This window comes from Marmoricola sp. URHB0036, assembly GCF_000426045.1.
Classification (GTDB): domain Bacteria; phylum Actinomycetota; class Actinomycetes; order Propionibacteriales; family Nocardioidaceae; genus Marmoricola.
Genome location: NZ_AUEP01000006.1, coordinates 257,863 through 277,872, shown reverse-complemented (window position 1 = coordinate 277,872; position 20,010 = coordinate 257,863). Strand labels below are relative to the sequence as shown.

Below are 20,010 nucleotides of genomic sequence, written 5' to 3'. Positions count from 1 at the left end.
CGTGTTCATCAGGGCACCACCGGCGGTGACGGAGCCCTCGAACATGAGGGGCGCGAGGTTGGCTCGCGCGGCGTACACCGCGGCGGTGTAGCCAGCGGGTCCGGACCCCACGATGATCACGTTGCGGGTCTCTGAACTCTCAGTCACTGCTACTCCTTGATTGCTGTGAGTCACGCCAGTGGAACAGATCCTAGGCACCCGACATTCCTGTCCGCGGTGTGACGCGGCCCCTGTGTCACGTGAGGGAGACGAGGCGGGTGAGGTCGTCCACGGGCAGGTCGGGGGAGGCGGTGGCATCGACCTTCATGCTCACCAGGTCGGCCCGGCCGGACTGGACGGTGAGGAACGCGGTGTCGGAGGCGTCGCGGCCGGTGGCGATCCGGACCAGCGACTGGCGGGGTGCGAGCGTGGTGGCGTCGACAGCCCGCCACTCCCCGTCGATGGCGGCCTCGACGACGGCGTGGAAGTCCATCGGCTGCAGCCCGGGCGCGTAGACCGCGACCAGCCGGGCCGGCACGTTGCGGGCACGCAGCAGGGCGATCACCAGGTGCGCGTAGTCGCGGCACACGCCTTGGCGGGCCAGCAGGGTCTGGGTGGCGCCGTCGGTGTGCCGGCTGGAGCCGCTGACGTAGAACAGCTGGGTGCCGACCCACGAGCTGACGGCGTCGAGCAGGTCCTTGCCCTCGAGGGTGGAGAACTCCGCCCAGGCGGTGGGGCCGAGCTCGTCGGACTCGGCGTAGCGGCTTGGGCGCCGGTAGACGATCTCCTCGACCGGGTCGACCTTCGCGGGGGCGGCGGTGCCGGTGACCTCGGCGGAGTAGGTCAGCCGCAGTGAGCCGGGCGGTGCGCTGCACAGGTGCAGCCGGCCACCGTCGTCGACCCGGAGCTCCTCGACCGGCACCGGCGAGCCGTCGACGGTGACGGTCAGGTCCTCCGAGGCGAGCTCGGGTCCGTCGGCCACGGCCACCGACCAGACGAGCTCGGCCTGCTGGCGTACGTCGAGCGCCACCTCGCACGAGACCGAGCGGGTGCGGGCGGGGGAGTCCCCGGCTGAGAAGGCCATGGGGCCAGTCTTACGGCGTCGGGCTGGGGCTGGCTAATCCGGGGTCCGGGCTGCTCGGGTCGACGCCGGCCGCTGTCGCCGGGACCCGGGCCCTGTCGAGTACGCGGCCACCGCCGCAGGACCACGCCTCGACGAGGCGCTCGCCTGCGCGGGCGGGGTGGACGACCAGGACGGCTGGGGTGCCGTCGTACAGCACGGGCGTGGTGGTGGAGCCGTGGCTGGTGCGCGGCCCGGGACAGGTGGCGGCCGCCTCGCCGGATCCACTGCCCAGCTCGCTCTTGCGCTGGTTGGGCGCGTCGTCCCGAGCCGGAGCGCGCCGCTGGAGCAGCCGCGCGACGTCGGCGTCGAACGACGCGGCCCTGACCCGCGGCAGCTGCGCGGACAACGCGTTGGGTGCGGTCGTCGGCTCGGGAGCCGTGGTGGTGGTGCCGTCCAGCGACTCCGCGCTGCTGCCGCCGGCCGAGGTGTCGGCGCTGCTGGTGTCCCTGGCGGTGCCGTCGAACACGCCGAGGTTGGCCGCGGCGACCCCACCCGCGCCGAGCACGATGACCGCGGCCGCTGCTGCCGCCGCTCGGGGTGCCCACCGTCGCCGAAGGGGTACGACGTTCGCCGGCGTCTGCTCGCGCTCGGCCACCAGCCCGGCGAGGGTCTCGTCGAGCCGGGCCGCCACGTCGGGCGGCACGGCCGCTGCGTCCGGAGCCGCACCGAGGTCGGCGAGCAGGGCACGGACGCGCTCCTCCTGCTCGCGGTCGGGCTCGGGCTCGTCGGTCATGGCTGCTCACCTCCTTCGATGGCACGTTCGGACGTTCGGACAGCTGGGCTGGCAGACGGGCTGGCAGACGGACTGGGGGGCGGGTCACCGGGTGGACCTCCCGAATGGGACGCACCCGGCGGCTCACGGGTTCCGGGGGGACCGAGGTCGGCGAGGAGTACGGCGAGCCGGGCCCGTCCGCGCGCACAGCGGCTCTTCACCGTCCCGGTGGGCACCTCGAGGATCTCGGCGGCCTCGGCGACGGGGTAGCCCTCCATGTCGACGAGCACCAGCGCCGCCTTCTGGTCGGGCGGGAGCTGCTCGAGAGCGGCGAGGACCTGCCGCCGTCTCTCGGAGGCGACCGCGTGGGCTTCAGGACCGGGGTCGGGACCGTCGTCGGGTCCGGCCAGGACCGCTCCGCGGGCGGCGGCGTCGTCGAGGTCGTCGGGCAGCGGATCGGCGGCACGCACCTTGCGCCGACGCAGCCGGTCGAGGCTGGCGTTGACCACGATCCGGTGCAGCCACGTGGTCACCGCTGCGTCGCCGCGGTAGGAGTCGGCGCGGCGGAAGGCCGAGATCAAGGCGTCCTGGAGGGCGTCCGCGGCATCCTCCGGGTTGCCCGTCGTGCGCAGCGCCACCGCCCACAGTCGGTCGCGGTGGCGGCGGAACAGCTCGCCGAACGCCTCCGGGTCGCCGGCCAGGTGTGCCTCGACGAGGGAGGCGTCGCTGTCCTCACGGGTCGTCACGACCTGGCCGTGATGTCGATGATCTCCCCGCGGTAGCCGCCCGCGACCTGCGGCAGGCGGGTCAGCCACACGAGCAGGTAGCGCGTCGACGGCTTGGACTCGAGGGTGATGCTGCTCTTCTCGGGAGCCGACTGCTGGCCGCCGACCTTGTCGAGCTGGTCCACCGTGTCGGGGGCCTCGGTCACGCCGGCCGGAGCGGCGTACACGTCGTAGGACGTGGGGGCGCCCTTGAAGCGCACCGTCAGTGAGGAGACCCGCTGCTCCTTGCCGAGGTCGAGCATCAGTCCGACGCCTGGCTTGAGCCCGCCCAGCGCGGGGGTGCCGCGATAGGTCACCGTCGTCCACGACGTGCTGGGGTCGCCGTCGATGGCGTTCTTCGCGGTGTCGGGGTTCTCCTCGGGCGGGTCGCCGTCGGGATCGAAGTCGCGTACGCCGGCGAAGGTGACCGCGGCGCCGCCGGTGGTACCCGCGGCCTGCGACGGGGTGCTGCCCGGCGAGCCGGAGGTGGGTCCGCCGTCCTGGCGGCCCCGGTTGAACGCGATCGCCATCGCCACGACGACGATGATCAGGATCCCGACCACGATCGCCATCCGCATCCAGCCCCGGCCCTCCTTGCCGGTGTGGACGTCGTTCTTGGCCTCGTCCTCGTCGGTGAAGGGCCAGAAGCCGGAGCCGGTGTCGCCGGTGCCCCCTGAGGTGGAGTCGACGCCGGCGCGAGCGGCGGTCGCCGTGGCGCCGGCCGGGCTGTGCCCGAGCTCGGCCGCACGTGCTGCCTCGGCCGCCTGGGCAGCCTGCGCCGCGGCCGGGACCCGCCGCTCGGTGCTGGCGAACAGCGGCCGCTCGGGGATGTCCTCGAAGGGCGGCGGGGGAGTGGCCGCCTCGGGCGGTGCCTGGAGCGGGGTCATCGAGTCCGGGCCCTGCCGGGCCTCCTGGTAGATCTGGGTGTCCTCGGGGTCCGGCTCCTCGGCCGCGGGCGGCGCGGACTGCACGGTGGCCTCCGCCGCCTCGTCCGTCGAGGACGTCCCGGCCGCCAGCGCCTCCGCGTGCAGGTCGGCGACGCCCGTCGCCAGCGCGTCGCGATGGATGGAGACGGTGGGCTCGGAGTGCATCCCGGCGAGGTCGAGGGGAGCGGCGCTCCCGGAGTCGCCGAGGAAGTCGGCCAGGGCGGCCGCGATCTCCTGGGCCGTCTCGATGGGCATGGCGTGCTGGGAGGCCTCCTTGTGCAGCACCCGCTCGCAGATGACGTCGAGGGTGCGGGGGACACCGGCGCGCACCTGGCGCGGGCGCAGCGGCCGCCGGCCCTCGCGGGGCGCCTTGGGTACGGCGGACGGGGCGACTCCCGGCCACCGACCGGTCAGCCCGGCGTAGAGGACCCCGGCGAGGTTGATGACGTCGGCCTCCCGCTCGTCGAGCTCGCCGTACAGCGGGTCCGGTGGCCGTCCACGCTGGAGGCTGGCGTCGACGACGTAGCCGATCAGCTTGACCGCGCCGGCCTGCGTGACCAGCACGGCCTCCGGGTTCAGCCGACCGTGGGCGACACCCTGGGCGTGGCCGGCAGCGATCGCGTCGGCGACCTCGCGGGTCAGCCAGGCGGCACGGGACGGGGGCAGGGTGCCCTGCTGGAGCATCAGGTCGAGCGAGACGCCGTCGCCCCACTCGTTGACGACCCAGGTGATGCCGCCCGCGTCGTCGCAGTCGAGCACCCGGAGCAGGTGGGGGTCGGTGACGGTGGCGGAGACCCGGGCGGCGTCGAGGAGGCCGGGGGCACGCTCGTCGTCGCTCGGCACCGCGTGCACGGCGACGCTGCGGGCCAGGATGGTGTCGGTCGCCCGCCAGAACCGGGCTCCCTCGCTCTCGGTGAGCAGGTCGTCGAGGCGGTAGCGGCCGGCGAGGACGGTGCCGGGTCCGATGGAATTGCTCATCACGTCACTCCCCTCACCTCGAGCCCCCACGAGGGCGCCTCTCCGGCTTCCCAGCCCATCGTAGGGCCGGTCCTGGGGTCCTCGGGCAGCACCGGGCGGGCTCAGCGCCTGCCACGCAGCCGCCGTGTGACCAGTGCCATCACGTCGTTGACCTCGGAGATCCGCAGCAGGCGGGCGATGACGAGGTAGCAGGCGAGATAGACCACACCGACGACGGCCAGGTCGAGCACGGCGTGCCAGGTGCTGGTGCCGGGGACGAGGTCGGTCAGCAGCTCACGCAGTCCCCAGGCGACCGCGGCGCTGATGCCGACGGCGATGACGATCCGGACCAGGAAGCGGACCAGACGACGCCCGGCGAGGCCGCCGACCTCGCGGGCGAGCAGGGTGTACGACGTGACGGCGCCGACCAGGTAGGAGCAGGCATAGGCCAGCACCAGCCGGGGCGCGATCTGCGCGGGCGGGGCGTCGTGGGTGAGCAGGATCGCCGCGACGATGTTGGTGGCCCCGATGCCGCACTGGATCAGGAACACCCGGCGGTTCTGCTCGAGGGCGTAGAAGCCGCGGAGCACCAGGTAGTGCGCGGTGAACAGCACCAGGCCGATGCCGAAGAGGGCGAGCGAGGGCGCGAAGTTGCCGTAGTCGTCGGCGCCACCGCCGTAGCCCCAGATCACGTGGGCGGTGTCCATCGCCATGATCGCGAGCAGTGCCGCCGCCGGCACCACGAGCGAGTAGGCCGAGCGCAGGGTGGCGGAGACCGATCGACCGATCGCGGGGAGATCCCCCGCCGCGGCGTACGACGAGAGCAGCGGCAGCATCGCCGTGGCCAGCGAGACGGTGATGATCGCGTGGGGGACCATCGTCAGCAGGAACGAGTTGGAGTAGACCGTGTAACCGGTGCCCTCGCCTCCGCCACCGGTCGGGTCGACGGTGCCGCTGCTCGCGATCCGCACCACCACGGTGTAGGCGACCTGGTTGACCACGACGAACAGCACCGTCCACACGCCGAGCCGCAGCGTGTGCCCGAGGCCGGTGCCGCGGAAGTCGAAGCGTGGCCGATAGTGGAACCCGGCCGACCTCAGGTAGGGGACCAGCACCAGGAACTGCACCACGATCCCGAGCGTCGAACCGAGTCCGAGCAGCGCCTCGGCACCGGCGGTGAAGCCACCCTGCTTCTCGGGGCCGGTGGCCGGTCCGATGGTGATCAGGTAGGTCGTCAGGATGACCACCGAGACGACGTTGTTCGCGATCGGCGCCCACATCATCGGGCCGAACCGGCCGCGGGAGTTCAGCACCTGCCCGACCAGCACGAACATCCCGTAGAAGAAGACCTGCGGCAGGCAGTAGCGCGCAAAGGCGATGACCGAGTCGCGCTGGGCGGCCAGCTCGGGGGTGAAGAACTTCGGGTCGAGGAACAGCCGCATCAGCAGGGGCGCGGCCACCACCAGCAGCACCGTCACGATGGCCAGGAACAGGCCGGCCAGCGTGATCACGCGGTTGGTGTAGGCGTCGCCGCCATCGGGGTCCTTGCGCATCGCCCGCACGAGCTGGGGCACCAGGACGGCGTTCACCACGCCTCCGGCCAGCAGGATGTAGAGCATGTTCGGCACCGTGTTGGCGATGTTGAACACGTCGGCGTGCAGGCTGGCGCCGAGGGCGGCGACCAACAACGTGCTGCGGACGAAGCCGCTGAGCCGGGACACGATCGTCCCGGCGGCCATCACCGCGCTGGCGGAGAGCAGCGAGCTCTGGGTCGAGGGCAACCGAGAGTCGGAGCTGTCCTGCGGCACCTCGGGCGCGACGTCGTCGCTCATTGCTCGTCCACCCGCCACCGGTTGAGCCGGATCCGGAGCACGATCCGGCGCACGATCATCACGGCGAGGAGCACTCCGCCGGCGATGATGACGTACCAGATCAGGCGGCCGACCTGGCTGGTGCGCAGCCCGAACGTCAGCGGGGTGCCGGCGTTCTCACCCTGGGTGGTGACGGGGGAGAGCGTCACCTCGTGCACCCCGACCCCGCTGCTCACCCGCAGCCGCAGCGTGGTGCGCTCGCCGGCCTGCATGCTGACCGGTTTCGGGGTCTGCACCTTCACCTCGGAACTGTCGCTGCGGGCGCGCAGTCCGACGGTGATGGGCTGCTTGAGCCCGTTGACCAGGGTGACCGTCAACGAACCGGATCCCCCGGAGAGCGTCACGAAGTCGGTGCCGGTGACCTGCACCTGGTCGATCTGGGTGCGGGTGGTGGCGTCGAGGGCACGCACCTGGTCGGCGGCCAGCCCGAGCGTCGGCTTGGCGCTGTACGCCGAGGCCTGCAGCGCGGCGCCGTCCAGCTGGTCGGTGACGTCGTTGTCGTTGGCGAGCAGGTGGCCGAGCACGGTGCTGGTGTGCACGAGGCCGCGTGTCGCAGCGACGTTGGTGGGACCGATCTCGTCGGCCAGCTGGGTGCGACCGTAGGGCAGCTTTCCGGAGAAGGTCGCGGACGCGCCGCGGGGCAGGGAGGCGAGCCGCAGCCACGGCACGTCGAGCCCACCGAAGAAGTCGGCGTCGCGCCAGTAGCGGCCGGGGTTCCACCCGGCCGGGAAGCTGAACACCATCGGCTGGATCGGCGCCTCGCCCTGGGTGACCTCCAGGGCGGCCTCGGCCAGGAGCCGCTGGCGCAGTGCCAGGGGAGACCGGGGCGGGTTGGGCAACGGACCGCCGGCCACCGCGCGCTCGTCGGTCAGCACGAGGTCCTGGCCGGTGGGCAGCTTGGACAGCGTCGGCTCGTCGAGCTCGCCGTGGTCGCTGAGCAGCATCAGCGTGCTCGAGGGGAGGCTCCCGAGGAGGTCGGGGTCGAAGTAGCCCTCGGGTGGGGACACCACCGCCGAGCCGATGAGGTTGTGGGCCTGCATGCTCTTCGCGGAGAGGTCCTCGGAGCGGCGCAGCAGCTTGGGTCCGCGTCGGGCGAGCGAGGCGACGTCTGGGTCGGCGTACCCGAGGGCGAGCGCGGGGTGTGATCGGACCGCGGCCTGCAGCGTGTTCAGCACGACGTTGGCCCGATCGCGCTCCTCGTTGCTCGGAGTGCCCGACTCGGCGGGCGGCGACGGGCTCGGCGACGGGCTGCTGTCGGGCCGCTGGTCGTCGTCCTTCTGGTCGTCGCCCTGGCCCGCGTGACGGTCCGGACCCAGCGACAGGGGTGGGTTGCCCCGCCCGAAGTCCTTCAGGGCATCCAGCACCGCCGGGTCGACCATCCAGGTGAGCGGTGCGTCCCCGGCCGAGGAGCCGAAGTCGGCGAGGCGGGCCAGGCGACCCTCGGGCTCGGTGAGGTGCACCCAGCGGGTGGGGCCGTTGAGACTTCCGTCGGCCGTCCGGCGGGCACGGTCGCGCACCGGGAGTACGACGGAGAGCGGGACCGTCCGCAGCCGGGCGAGCGACTTCGGCACGAGCGGGATGAAGGTGCGTGCGCGGCCGTCGGCCTCCAGGTCGCGGCCCTCGGGGCTGGTCCCCAGGGCGTGCACGCCGATCCAGTAGACGCCGGGATCGCCGCTGATCTCCAGCTCGTCGACCCGCACCCGCACCGTGAACGAGGTGGCCTGGCCGGGCCGGAGGTCACCGACGAGGACCTGGGTGCTGGGTGCGGTGAGCCGGTTCCCGACGAAGACGTCGGGGGCCGAGGCCGCCGCCTCCGCGAGCTCGTCGCGGGTGGTGATCGGCTCGCTGGAGATGAACGGTGACACGTTGATGTCGGTCCAGTCCTCCTTGGAGTCGTTCTTCACGAGCCCGCTGATCGTGAGCACGCCGTGCGCCGGGATCGTCGACGGGCTGAGCAGCGTCATGGTCACCGAGAGCGGGGTCGGCGTGGCCTCCTCGGCCGTGCGCACACGCGACGGGGTCGCGGCGCCGGCCACCGCCAGTCCGGGGCCGGTGAGAGCAGTCACCGCCAGGGTCACCACCGCCAGCGCACGCGTCGCCAGCCCGGTGCCTCTCACGCGGCGATGCTATCCAGCAGGTGACCCGCTCCCGGCGAGGCCGGGCCGGGCCACCGGGGCGGGCTGAGCCCCCGCCCGCCACTAGAGTTGTCTCCCGTGTCCGAAGAGCCCCTGCTGATCACCGACGTCCAGGCGCGCGTGGTCGCGGAGCTGGCCCGGATCGCTCCGGTCACCGAGGAGCTGGGCCGGCGCTTCGCCGCTGCCGGCGAGGAGATCGCGCTGGTCGGGGGGCCGGTGCGCGACGCGATGCTGGGGCGGCTGCACAACGACCTCGACTTCACCACCTCGGCCCGTCCCGAGGTCACCGAGCGCCTGCTCAAGGGGTGGGCCGAGGCCATCTGGGACATCGGTCGCGAGTTCGGCACGATCGGCTGCCGCCGGGGCGAGTGGCAGGTCGAGATCACGACGTACCGCTCCGAGGCCTACGACCCGGAGAGCCGCAAGCCGGCCGTCCAGTACGGCGACTCGCTGGTCGGCGACCTCGCCCGGCGCGACTTCACGGTGAACTCGATGGCGCTGGTGCTGCCCGAGCAGCGGCTCGAGGACCCGTTCACCGGCGTGGTGGACCTCGCTCACCGGGTGCTGCGCACGCCCGGGCGGCCGGAGGACTCGTTCTCCGACGACCCGCTGCGGATGATGCGCGCTGCCCGATTCGCGGCGCAGCTCGGCTTCACGGTGGCCCCCGAGGTGGTGGCGGCGATGACCGGCATGGCCGAGCGGATCAGCATCGTGTCCGCCGAACGCGTCCGCGACGAGCTGGTCAAGCTGCTGGTCGCGCCCGACCCTGTTCGCGGGCTGCGCCTGCTCGTGGAGACCGGACTGGCCGAGCAGGTGCTTCCCGAGCTGCCAGCCCTGGCGCTGGAGCGCGACGAGCACTTCCGCCACAAGGACGTCTACGAGCACACCCTGACGGTGCTCGAGCAGTCCATCGACCTCGAGGACCGCCTCGGCGGCGGACCCGACTTCGTCTCGCGGTTCGCAGCCCTGATGCACGACGTCGGCAAGCCGCGCACCCGCCGCTTCGCCGACGACGGCGTGGTCACCTTCCACCACCACGACGTGGTCGGGGCCAAGCTGACGCGCAAGCGGATGCAGGCGCTGAAGTTCCCCAAGGACCAGATCGACGCGGTGAGCATGCTGGTCGAGCTGCACCTGCGTTTCCACGGCTACGGCTCCGGGGAGTGGACCGACTCCGCCGTACGCCGCTACGTGCGCGATGCCGGCGACCAGCTCGAGCGGCTGCACATCCTGACCAGGGCGGACTGCACCACCCGCAACCAGCGCAAGGCCGACCGGCTGCGACGTACCTACGACGACCTCGAGGAGCGCATCGCCCGGCTCTCGGAGGCCGAGGAGCTCGCCTCGATCCGCCCCGACCTCGACGGCAACCAGATCATGGAGATCCTCGGGATCGGTCCGGGGCGTGAGGTCGGCGAGGCCTACCGGTTCCTGCTCGAGCTGCGTCTCGACAACGGCCCGATGAGCGAGGAGGACGCCACCCGGGCGCTGCTCGACTGGTCCGCCGCAAGATGACCAGGTCCAGGGGGAGCACGCTGCGCCCCACTCACTACGCACCCGGAAGAGCGAACGCACGCATTGAGCGGCGCTCGCTTGCACACCCCCTGGACCTACCCATCTAGGACCGGCTGACCACGACGCCGTCGGGTGCCGGGCTGACCCGCCAGGCGCGTCCGGCACCGGCGACGCTGCCGCCGGGACCGAGCGTCGTGCACTCGTCGATCGCCACGCCGTGCGGGACCAGCCCGGCCTCGACCGCCGCCACGAGGCGGGAGAGGTTGCCCCACTGGGAGGCGTGCACGTCGACGGCTCCGCCGACCAGGCCGATTCCGTCCACGACGGTCACGGGGTCGAGCTCCTCGTTGCTGTCCTCGGGACACACGGGCGTGCCGTCGATCCTCCAGCCGCCGACGATGGCGGTGGTGGCGGCGATGGCTGCACCCGCGGAGAAGCCGGCGTAGGGCACCCCGTCGGCGACCAGCTCCCTGATCACGTCGTACGACGGGGACAGCGAGGCGTGGTACTCGGGAGTCGGTCCGCCTCCGACGAACAAGCCGTCGATGTCGTCGAGCACGGCCGGGTCGAGCGCATCGCCCTCGGCCACCAGCGCGATCAGCAGCTCGTGGCCCTGGACCAGGCCGAGGGCGTGGACGTACTTCTCGTGGTACTCCAGCGACTCCTCGTCGGTGCCCATCACGACCAGCGCGACCCGAGGCAGCCGACCTTCGACGCGAGCTGCCGCCGCGGCTATGAACCCACCGAACATGTCCGTCGCGCGTTCGTCGGACCAGCCCCCGCCGATCAGGAAGACGTTCATCCCACCGACACTATTCGCTCTCAGAACCCGAGCTGCTGGCGCCGCGCCTCGAGCCACGCGGCGTACGCCGGCAGCTGCCACTCCGCGGCCTGGGCGAGCGCCCGGTCGGCCGCGGCGCTCGCCTCGGCTACCTGGCCGCAGCCGACCAGCGCGAGTGAGAGGTAGCCGTCCACCGGCCCCATGACCACGGAGATCCCGCTCATGGAGAGTCGACCGGAGAGGGGGCGCAGGTGGCCGGCCACCTCCTCGGCGAGCGCGATGTCGCCGGCCACCGCCGCCGCCTCGGCCTGCCCGCACCAGGTGTCGGTCGAGGCCCAGGTCTCTACGGCGTACCGCGGCGGGTCGTCGAGCAGGCCGCGCAGCAGGTCGCGCCGGTCGCCGCGCGCGAGGCCGAGGGTGGCGATGCCGCGGCTCATGTCGTCCCCGCCGAGGAACCCGCCGACGACGAGTGGCTCGACCATCGCGCTGATCTGGCCGTTCCAGAGGTTCGCGATCAGCTGGGCGGCCGCGACCTGCACGGTCTCCATCACCGGGTTCAGCCGGGGCCGGTACTCGACGACGTCGGCCACGTAGCGGGCGGCGGCCGCATCATCGGCGGCCATCGCGGCCAGGCTCATGTGCACCCACGCGACAGCCATCAGGGCATAGGAGTTCCGGCGCCGCCGGGCCGCCCGCTCGCCCTGGTCCAGCTGGTCCAGGAAGGTCGCGCGGTCGCCGGACTCGAGCGCCGTGGCCGCCACCAGGAGATGGGCGATCGCCAGGGAGTCCTCGTCCCCCGACGCCCGGGCGGCCGCCAGGCCCTCGCGTCCGAGCTCGACACGACGCTCGAGGTGCGTCGGTGACCACAGCGCCTTCCACGCGGTGTGGCAGGCCCACCAGCGCAGCTCTGCGTCGTCGATGCGTCGGGCCATGGCGTGCCCCTCGTCGGCCAGGGCGATGGTCTCGGCGCGGGCGGACGGGTCGTAGTAGAGCTGCATCGCCAGCGCGAGCATCAGCCGGCAGCGCTGCGGAGAGTCGCCCGGGGGCACCTGCGCGAGACCCCAGCGCAGGTCGTCGACCAGGTCCTCGAGCACCTCGTTCCACTGCTGGGAGAGCCAGACCAGGTTGTCGCTCGCCGCGGAGGCCGCGGCGGTCAGGCGCTCGAGGTCGCCGCTGCGCCGGGCCAGGGAGACTGCTTCCGCGGCAGCGGGCAGCACCTGGTTCCACTCCGCGTTGGGGCGGAAGTCGCGGGCCAGGGTCAGCAGCAGGTCGATGCGCTCCTCCGGAGTACCCGACGGGTCGCGGCGATGGGCCTCGATCGCGGCCGACATCAGGTTGGCCGCCTCGACCCAGGAGAAGGAACGGCGGGCCTGGGCGGCCGCGTCGACGGCGGCCCGCCAGGCGCGTCCGGCGTACGACGGTCCGGCGGCCAGCCAGTGCCGGGCCAGTTCGGCCACCCGCTCCTCGGGCGGCACCAACGCTGCCAGCTCAGCACCGTCGGAGAGGGCATGAGCCACTCGCGCGTGCTGGCGGGCGAGGCCGGTGGCCGTGGCGGTGGCCGCGACTGCGTCCCGGGTGAGGGCGTGCGCGAAGGCGAGGACACCGGCCCCGGGCTCGCGGACCAGTCCGGCCTCGCGGGCGGGCGCCAGGGCTTCGTCGACCTGGTCCGGCTCCTGACCCGCGATCGCGGCCAGCACGTCGAGCGAGCACACGCGTCCCAGCACGGCCGCCAGCAGCAGGGCCGCGCGGGTCTCCTCGGGCAGTCCCTCGAGCCGGCGGGTGACCACGTCGCGCACGGTGGCGGGTACGGCATCGGTGCCGCCGCCGAGGCGGGCGAGCTCGATGACGAAGAACGGATTGCCCTCGGAGCGGGCGTGCCAGTGGGTCACCACGTCCTCGTCGGTGTCGCCGGCCAGCTCGCTCACCAGGGCCTGCGTGGCTTCCTCGTCGAGTCCGGTGAGGTCGACCCGGGTCACGTGGTGGCGCGCCAGCTCCTCGCCGACGTCGGCCAGCGACCCGGTGGGCTCGGGGAACGGCCGTCTGGTGAGCAACACCGCGAGCCGCTGCCCCGAGGCGCTGGAGGCGATCAGGCGCCGCAGCACCCGCAGGCTGCCGGTGTCGGCCCAGTGCAGGTCCTCCAGGACCAGGAGCAGCGGCTGCCCCTCCGAGCGGGTCAGCACCTCGCGGGCGATGCTCTCCCATGCCCGGAAGCCTTGGCGCTCGTCGCCTCCCGGGTCGGCGGCCTCGGCGGAGAGGAGCCGTTCGAGCTCGACGTCGAGGACCCGGCCGTCGTGCCGGCCGAGGTCGTCGAGGGCCTGGCTCCACGGCCACAGCGGCGGGGCACCGTCGTCCTGGGCGCACCGGCCGGTCGCCACCACGAACCCCCGCGCCGCAGCGGTCTCCTGGGTGGCCTCGGCGAGCCGGGACTTGCCGATGCCGGGCTCGCCGACGAGCAGGGAGAAGGCGGGTTCGCCGGCCGCTGCCCGGTCGAGGACCGTGCCCAGCTCGGCCAGCTCGCGGTCTCGCCCCACCGTGTCCCACCCGGTCCGGACAGCGACGCCCACGGCTGGCGCAGATGCCGAGGCGGCCGCGGGGACGGCCTCCGGCCGCAGCCACTGCTGGAGGACGGGGTCCTGGGCCAGCACGGCCTGTTCGAGGTCGCGCAGCTCCTGGCCCGGGTCGAGTCCCAGCTCGTCGGCCAGGGTCCGCCGGATCCGGCGCAGCGCCGCCAACGCGTCGGCCTGACGCCCCGAGCGGGCCAGGGCCAGCGCGTGCAGCGCCCAGACCCGTTCCTGGAGCGGGTACCTGGCGGTCGCCTGCTCGGTGGCCGCGACGACGACGGCGTGGTCGCCGAGGGCGAGCAGGCCGAGCACGCGGTCCTCCTCGGCGCCGCGGCGCAGCTGGTCGAGCGAGGATCGCTCCAGGACCACGTCGGGGTGGTCCGGCAGGTCGGCGTACGCCTCGCCGCTCCACAGGCCGAGGAGCCCCTCGAGGCGGTCGACGTGGTCGGAGACCGCGGCCCGGTCCGGCCAGTCCGTTGCCGGCCCGGTCGAGAACTGCGTCGCGAGCGGGGCCAGCACGCGGCGGGACGCACGCACCTCGTCGGCGAAGCGGTGGGCGTCGATCTGGTGCCGGGGGAGGTCCAGCCGGTACCCGTGGTCGCTGGTCAGCAGCACGGTCGGCTTCTGGCGGGGACCGAGGCCGGGCTCGAGCACCCGTCGTACGCCGGAGAGGTAGGAGTGCAGCGTCCCGTGGGCACCCCGTGGTGGCTCCGCGCCCCAGACGAGGTCCACGAGCAGGTCCGGGGAGACGTCACTGCCCAGGCGGAGGGCGAGCGCGGCCACCACCGACCGGGGCTTGCGCGCGCCGAGGCCGGTGACGCTCGCCGGATCGTCACCGAGCGCCACCTGGCTGGGACCGAGGACGCGCACCCACACGGGCCAAACCGTAGTCGGACGAGGGCGTCCTCGTGGCCCAAGTCACGCTCCAGCCCGTCCCAAGAGCCGGGCGGGAACGTGGGGGCCACCACGAGAAGGAGCCCGACATGAGCCACAGGACCACCGCCGTCACCGACGATCCCGCCACCTGGCCACAGCAGCTGACCTTCCCGGGCCAGAGCCACACCGCCGAGGGTCCGCACGACCAGACCGGCATGTACGTCATGCACTTCGCCTTCCGCCGCGACCTGCACAACCTCGTCGCCGCCGTCGAGCACACGCCGGTCTCCGAGGTCGAGGTGTGGGCGGCCCTGCGCGAGCGGTGGGCGAAGTTCGCCGACGTGCTGCACCACCACCACAGCGTCGAGGACGAGCACCTGTGGCCGGCGCTGCGCCGGCACGCCGAGGCGCGTGGACAGGCACAGGACGTCACCCTCCTGGAGGACATGGAGGCCGAGCACGAGGTCATCGATCCTGCGCTGGCCGCCGTACGAGCCGCCTTCGACGAGATGTGCGCACACCCGTGCGCCGACCACCGCAACGCCCTCGACATCCGCCTCGCGGCGGTGCACGACAGCCTCCAGGAGCACCTCGCCCACGAGGAGGGTCAGGCACTGCCCATGTTGCAACGCACGCTGAGCGTGGAGGAGAACCAGAGCTTCGAGGAGGCGGTCGCCCAGGCCTACCCGCTCCGGGTGGTCCCCTTCGTCATGTGCTGGGCGCTGCACGAGCTGCCCGAGGAGGGCCGGCAACGGCTCCTGGCGCAGACTCCTCCCGGCTACGGCCTCGTCCATCGGATGCTGCGGGGCCGCTTCGAGCGGCGTGAGCGCCTGGCGTTCCGCTACGTGTGACCAGGCCCGGGCAGGATGGGCGCATGGCTCTGTTGCACGACCACCTGCCCGGGCTGACGCTCGAGCACCTGCCGTTGGGCAGCACCCCCACGCCGGTGCGCCGTCTCGAGGCCGACCTGGTGCCGGGTGTCGAGGTGTGGCTCAAGGACGAGAGCCGGTTCGGTGACGGCGGCTGGGGCGGCAACAAGGTCCGCAAGCTGGAGTGGATCATCCCGGAGGCCCACCGGCGCGGCGTACGCACCCTCTTCACGGTGGGCGGCATCGGCACCCACTGGGGGCTGGCGGCCGCGCTCTACGGACGCGAGCACGGTCTGCGCACCTTGCTCGGCCTGGTCGACCAGCCGATCGACGACCACGTGCGCGAGCAGCTCGCGCGGCTCCAGGCGAGCGGCGCCGAGCTGCACCGCTACCGCGACCAGCGCCGCCTCAAGCTGGCCGCACCCTGGCTGGTGGCGAGGACGACCCTCCGCGACCGGCGGATGCCGTGGTACCTCCCGGCCGGCGGCTCCAACCCGTTCGGGGCTACGGCGTACGTGGACGCGGCGCTCGAGATCGCCGGCCAGGTCCGCGCCGGGCTCCTCCCCGAGCCGGCCAGCGTCGTGACCGCCGTCGGGTCCGGCGGCACGGCAGCAGGTCTGGCCCTGGGACTGCGGCTGGCCGGACTGCGCACCCGGGTCTTCGGAGTGGTCGTCAACGACTCCTTCCCGCTCGACGCACCGGTGATCGTCGGCCTCGCCAACCGCACCGCCGACCTGCTGCGCGAGCGCGGTGCGTCGATCGACCTGGGACCCCTGGAGTCCGTCAACGTGACGATGCGCACGGACTGGCTCGGCCAGACCTACGGGGACCCCACTCCCGCCTCGATGGAGGCCGTCGCGGCGGCCGAACGTGACCAACTCCTCCTCGAACCGGTCTACACGGGGAAGTCGTTGGCCGCGATGCGAGACGTGGGCGGAAGGTCGGAGATGCCGGAACCTATCCTCTGGCTCAACACCCACGGCCCGCGCTGACCGCGTCGGCTGCCGACCGCCAGGAGAAGCCCGTGCCCTTGACCGATGTCGCGCCCATCGAGGTCTCCACCGAGATCGCTGCGCCTCCTGCTGCGGTGTGGGAGCTGGTCTCGGACCTGCGCAACATGTCGCGCTGGAGCCCCCAGTGCCGCAAGACCGTCGTCCGGGGCGGCGTCATGCAGGAGGGCGCCAAGCTGATCAACATCAACCGGCAGGGTCTGCTGGTCTGGCCGACCCAGGCGATGGTCACCGAGTTCGTGCCCGAGCAGAAGGTCGCCTTCAAGATCCGGGAGAACTGGACGGTCTGGAGCTTCACGCTGGTCCCGACCACCGACGGCGGCACCCGGCTCGTGCAGCGGCGCGAGGCGCCCAAGGGTATCTCCGACCTCTCGGTCAGGCTCACCAACGCCGTGCTCGGCGGCGTCGACGACTTCACCGCCGGGCTCGAGCAGGGCATGACCCAGACCCTGGCGCGGATCAAGGCCGAGGCCGAGGGCCGCGCGGCCGCCTAGCGCCCGAGCTCCAGCCCGCCCCAGCGGCGCAGCACCCAGCCGTCGGCGTCGTGCTCGAGCTCGATCGACTCGGTGTTCGCGAGCTCGTGGCTGCGCGTCCAGTCGAAGCTCAGGCCCGGCACCAGGGTGGGTACGACGAGGCCGAGCGCGGTCTGGTGGCCGATCACGAGCACTGTCTCGCCCCGGTGGAGGTCAGCGATCTCCTCGAGCTCCGCACGGTGCCGGGCCACCACGTCGGCGCCTGACTCGCCGTGCTCGAAGCGTGCGTCCAGCGACCCGGCGTACCACTGCTCGCAGACGGCCTCGATCCGGCTGTAGTCGAACGACTGGCCCATCAGGTCGCCGATGAAGACCTCGCGCAGGGACTTGCGTGCCGTCACGGCGACGCCGAGACGAGCCGCGGCGATCTCCGCGGTCTGCACGGACCGGGAGGCGTCGCTGCACCAGACCGCGGCCACCCGGCGCCCGTGCAGCGAATCGGCCAGCGCAGCTGCCTGCGTCCTGCCCTCAGACGTCAGCGAGCCGCCTTCGTCGGAGAACCAGGTCTCGACGAAGGCGGCTTTCGCATGACGTGCGACGACGAGCGTCGCGGGGCAGTGCAGGTCGGACACTCGCTCAGGCTACGGGCGACACCTGCTGCCCGTTGAGCTTGCGGAAGGTGTACGCCGCACCGATCAGCACGACCGGGGCTGCAACAAGGAGTCCGACCAGGCAGAGGATGGCACCCACGACGAAGGCCACGATGCCCAGCAGGTAGAAGACGACCGTGTTGCCGAGGTTGTCGACGGCGAACTTCACGCTGGCCTTGACTGCATCCATCGGCTCCATGCCCTGGTCGACGACGTAGAACATCGTCCAGTTCAGCAAGAAGCCGACGATGATCCCGGGCAGGTAGCACAGCAGTGTCCCGATGAAGGTCGCCACCGAGACGATCAGCGCAGCGGTGATCACCTTGCCGTTGCCGGCGTACTTCCCGATCTCGCCCATCGAGGCCGGCTGGCCGTCGGCGATGTGCAGCGCGTTCTTGATCAGGCCGGCGCCCAGTGCCTGGGTGATCAGGCTGATGACGAGCCCGGCCAGGCCGGCGCCGAGCAACGAGACGAAGAAGCTGGGCCCGCACTGCGTCTGCACCGTGGTGCCGAGGACCGTCTTCGTGCAGTCGTGGGTCCCGAGCAGGGACGCTCGCAGGATGATCTGCACGATCACCTCGAGCACGATGACGATGACGAGGACCACGAGCATCGGGACGAGCAGCTCGCCCGGCTTGGCCTTGAACTTGGCCCATCCGTAGCTGAACGCGTCGGTGGGGCTGTAGTCCCCGCTGCCGAGCGGTGGCGCGGGAGGAGGTGGCGGGGCGGCGCCGTACCCACCGGGTCCGCCGGGTGGTGGAGGCGGTGGCGCGGCGCCGTAGCCGCCGCCCGGTGGAGGCGGTGGTGTCTGGCCGTACGGCGGAGGCGCTCCGCCTTCCGGGTTCTCAGGAGGGGGTGGAGGAGGAGGCGTGCCTTCGCTCATGGCCGAACCCTAGGAACCCCACCGACCGTTGTCGATGACCCGATCGGGTTCAAATTTCGTGTCTGTGCATTATCAGCGCACAAATGCACAAAAGACCGGCGCGGCCACGAACCAGGTCGTGACCGCGCCGGACAGGTGGATCAGCGCTCGACGTCTCCGCGAATGAAGGCCTCGACCGAGTCGCGGCCCTCGTCGTCGGGGCGCTGCACCGGCGGGCTCTTCATGAGGTAGGACGACGCCGAGAGGATCGGGCCACCGATGCCGCGGTCCTTGGCGATCTTCGCCGCCCGGATCGCGTCGATGATGATGCCGGCCGAGTTGGGGGAGTCCCATACCTCGAGCTTGTACTCCAGGTTCAGCGGCACGTCACCGAAGGCACGACCCTCGAGGCGGACGTAGGCCCACTTGCGGTCGTCGAGCCACTGCACGTAGTCGGACGGGCCGATGTGCACGTTGCGGTCGGAGATCTTGTTGGCCAGCGCGCCGGTCAGGTTCGAGGTGACGGACTGGGTCTTGGAGACCTTCTTGGACTCCAGGCGGTCACGCTCGAGCATGTTCTTGAAGTCCATGTTGCCGCCGACGTTGAGCTGGTAGGTGCGGTCCAGCGTGACGCCGCGGTCCTCGAACAGGCGAGCCATCACGCGGTGGGTGATGGTGGCGCCGACCTGGCTCTTGATGTCATCGCCGATGATCGGGACGCCGGCGTCCTCGAACTTCTTGGCCCACACCGGGTCGGAGGCGATGAACACCGGGAGCGCGTTGACGAAGGCCACGCCGGCGTCGATCGCGCACTGGGCGTAGAACTTGTCGGCCTCCTCCGAGCCCACGGGCAGGTAGGAGACGAGTACGTCGGCCTCGGACTCGCGCAGCGCGCGGACGATGTCGACCGGGTCGGCCCCCGACTCCTCGATCGTCTCGCGGTAGTACTTGCCGAGCCCGTCGAGGGTGTGGCCGCGCTGGACCTCGATGCCGAGGGTCGGCACCTCGCAGATCTTGATGGTGTTGTTCTCCGAGGCGTTGATGGCCTCGGAGAGGTCCTTGCCGACCTTCTTGTCGTCGACGTCGAAGGCAGCGACGAACTCGACGTCAGAGACGTGGTAGTCGCCGAAGGTGACGTGCATCAGGCCGGGTACGGCCCCCGACGGGTCGGCGTCCTTGTAGTACTCGACGCCCTGGACCAGGGAGCTGGCGCAGTTGCCGACTCCCACGATGGCTACTCGAACCGATGACATGGTTTCCCTCACTTCACGCTCTTGTGCTGGGTGCGCTGATCTGGTGTGCGACTGGATGGTGTGCGACTGGCTGGTGTCGGCGTTGCCGGCGTCTTCGCCGGCCGGGGCGACCTGGCACCGGGCCGTGGCTCGGGTCCGGCGCGTTCTGCGGCGATGAGGTCGGTCAGCCACCGGACCTCCCGCTCCACCGACTCGATGGAGTGGCGCTGCAGCTCACTGATGTAGCGGTCGGTGCCCGCGGGACCCCGGTTGGTGCGGGCTCGGTCGAGCCGCTCCTGGAGGCGCGAGCGCCGGCCCTCGAGGATGCGCAGGCGCACCTCGGAGTCGGTGCGGGAGAAGAACGCGAACCTCATGTTGAAATCCTCGTCCTCCCAGGCGGACGGGCCGACGTCGGTGATCTTGCCGGCGAAGTACTCCGACCCGGCGGCCGTGATCTGGTAGACGATCCGCTGCCGGCGCGACACGCCGGGTGAGTCCGTGGCGACCTCGGTGACCAACCCGGCGCGGAGCATGCGCTTGAGGGCCGGGTAGAGCGAGCCGTAGGACAGGAGGCGGGTCCAGCCGAGCAGCAGGTTGAGCCGCTTGCGCAGCTCGTAGCCGTGCAGCGGGGAGTCGTGCAGCAGTCCGAGGACTGCCAGCTCGAGGGTCGCCCCCTTGCTCGCCACGTGTTGCCTGCTTCCTGGATGGTCCTCG

Annotated in this window: 17 protein-coding genes; 4 read left to right on the top strand and 13 right to left on the bottom strand. The window is 72.1% G+C overall.

Going from position 1 to position 20,010, the window contains the following annotated elements; all coding sequences use genetic code 11:
* The 7 genes from H976_RS29880 to H976_RS0108215 form a co-directional block, all read right to left on the bottom strand.
* Positions 1 to 147: FAD-dependent oxidoreductase (locus tag H976_RS29880; RefSeq protein ID WP_155918072.1), on the bottom strand; the 147-nt coding region annotated here is incomplete at its 3' end.
* A gap of 88 nt (positions 148 to 235) precedes the next feature.
* Positions 236 to 1,063, bottom strand: coding sequence for a transglutaminase family protein (locus tag H976_RS0108240; RefSeq protein WP_051276464.1), 828 nt, complete (start codon positions 1,061 to 1,063; stop codon positions 236 to 238).
* 10 nt (positions 1,064 to 1,073) lie between these two features.
* Positions 1,074 to 1,835, bottom strand: a complete 762-nt coding sequence (locus tag H976_RS0108235) for a hypothetical protein (protein WP_027861154.1) — start codon at positions 1,833 to 1,835, stop codon at positions 1,074 to 1,076.
* Positions 1,832 to 2,560 (bottom strand): RNA polymerase sigma factor SigM, encoded by a 729-nt coding sequence (sigM, locus tag H976_RS25250; RefSeq protein ID WP_036225257.1) that lies wholly within the window; start codon positions 2,558 to 2,560, stop codon positions 1,832 to 1,834. The genes H976_RS0108235 and sigM overlap by 4 nt, the downstream gene beginning before the upstream one ends.
* Positions 2,557 to 4,482: a protein kinase family protein gene (locus tag H976_RS0108225; protein WP_027861153.1), complete on the bottom strand. Its 1,926-nt coding sequence runs from the start codon at positions 4,480 to 4,482 to the stop codon at positions 2,557 to 2,559. Before H976_RS0108225 ends, sigM begins: the two co-directional genes overlap by 4 nt.
* 101 nt (positions 4,483 to 4,583) lie before the next feature.
* Positions 4,584 to 6,293, bottom strand: a complete 1,710-nt coding sequence (murJ, locus tag H976_RS0108220; protein WP_027861152.1) for a murein biosynthesis integral membrane protein MurJ — start codon at positions 6,291 to 6,293, stop codon at positions 4,584 to 4,586.
* A complete protein-coding gene (locus H976_RS0108215) occupies positions 6,290 to 8,449 on the bottom strand; it encodes a DUF6049 family protein (RefSeq protein ID WP_027861151.1) in 2,160 nt (719 codons plus the stop codon). Before H976_RS0108215 ends, murJ begins: the two co-directional genes overlap by 4 nt.
* A gap of 96 nt (positions 8,450 to 8,545) precedes the next feature.
* Here H976_RS0108215 and H976_RS0108210 point away from each other — a divergent pair, with 96 nt between their 5' ends.
* Entirely contained in the window at positions 8,546 to 9,982 is a 1,437-nt protein-coding gene (locus tag H976_RS0108210) for a CCA tRNA nucleotidyltransferase (protein WP_036225253.1), read from the top strand.
* Between the two features lie 103 nt (positions 9,983 to 10,085).
* On the opposite strand, the gene H976_RS0108205 is transcribed toward H976_RS0108210, so the two are convergent.
* Complete coding sequence (locus tag H976_RS0108205; protein WP_036225249.1) at positions 10,086 to 10,784, bottom strand: Type 1 glutamine amidotransferase-like domain-containing protein; 699 nt, start codon at positions 10,782 to 10,784, stop codon at positions 10,086 to 10,088.
* A gap of 20 nt (positions 10,785 to 10,804) precedes the next feature.
* Positions 10,805 to 14,200, bottom strand: coding sequence for a BREX system ATP-binding domain-containing protein (locus H976_RS0108200; protein WP_027861148.1), 3,396 nt, complete (start codon positions 14,198 to 14,200; stop codon positions 10,805 to 10,807).
* 107 nt (positions 14,201 to 14,307) lie between these two features.
* On the opposite strand from H976_RS0108200, the gene H976_RS25245 reads away from it, so the two are divergent.
* The 3 genes from H976_RS25245 to H976_RS0108185 are packed head-to-tail and all read left to right on the top strand — an operon-like array spanning position 14,308 to position 16,573.
* Positions 14,308 to 15,051 carry a hemerythrin domain-containing protein gene (locus H976_RS25245; RefSeq protein ID WP_051276462.1) on the top strand — a complete coding sequence of 248 codons (744 nt, stop codon included), beginning with the start codon at positions 14,308 to 14,310 and terminating at the stop codon, positions 15,049 to 15,051.
* A 23-nt stretch (positions 15,052 to 15,074) separates the two neighbouring features.
* Entirely contained in the window at positions 15,075 to 16,061 is a 987-nt protein-coding gene (locus tag H976_RS0108190; RefSeq protein ID WP_027861147.1) for a 1-aminocyclopropane-1-carboxylate deaminase/D-cysteine desulfhydrase, read from the top strand.
* 32 nt (positions 16,062 to 16,093) lie between these two features.
* Positions 16,094 to 16,573, top strand: coding sequence for an SRPBCC family protein (locus tag H976_RS0108185; protein WP_231388830.1), 480 nt, complete (start codon positions 16,094 to 16,096; stop codon positions 16,571 to 16,573).
* On the opposite strand, the gene H976_RS28630 is transcribed toward H976_RS0108185, so the two are convergent.
* The 4 genes from H976_RS28630 to H976_RS25235 all read right to left on the bottom strand — a co-directional run bounded on the left by H976_RS28630 (position 16,570) and on the right by H976_RS25235 (position 19,982).
* The gene (locus H976_RS28630) at positions 16,570 to 17,184 is read right to left on the bottom strand and encodes a histidine phosphatase family protein (protein WP_051276460.1); all 615 of its coding nucleotides are present in this window, start codon (positions 17,182 to 17,184) and stop codon (positions 16,570 to 16,572) included. The genes H976_RS0108185 and H976_RS28630 overlap by 4 nt on opposite strands.
* A gap of 4 nt (positions 17,185 to 17,188) precedes the next feature.
* A complete protein-coding gene (locus H976_RS0108175; RefSeq protein ID WP_155918070.1) occupies positions 17,189 to 18,085 on the bottom strand; it encodes a hypothetical protein in 897 nt (298 codons plus the stop codon).
* A 140-nt stretch (positions 18,086 to 18,225) separates the two neighbouring features.
* Complete coding sequence (locus tag H976_RS0108170) at positions 18,226 to 19,317, bottom strand: inositol-3-phosphate synthase (RefSeq protein ID WP_027861144.1); 1,092 nt, start codon at positions 19,315 to 19,317, stop codon at positions 18,226 to 18,228.
* Positions 19,318 to 19,325: 8 nt separating this feature from the next.
* The gene (locus H976_RS25235) at positions 19,326 to 19,982 is read right to left on the bottom strand and encodes a PadR family transcriptional regulator (RefSeq protein WP_081682748.1); all 657 of its coding nucleotides are present in this window, start codon (positions 19,980 to 19,982) and stop codon (positions 19,326 to 19,328) included.
* Between the last annotated feature and the right edge of the window lie 28 nt (positions 19,983 to 20,010).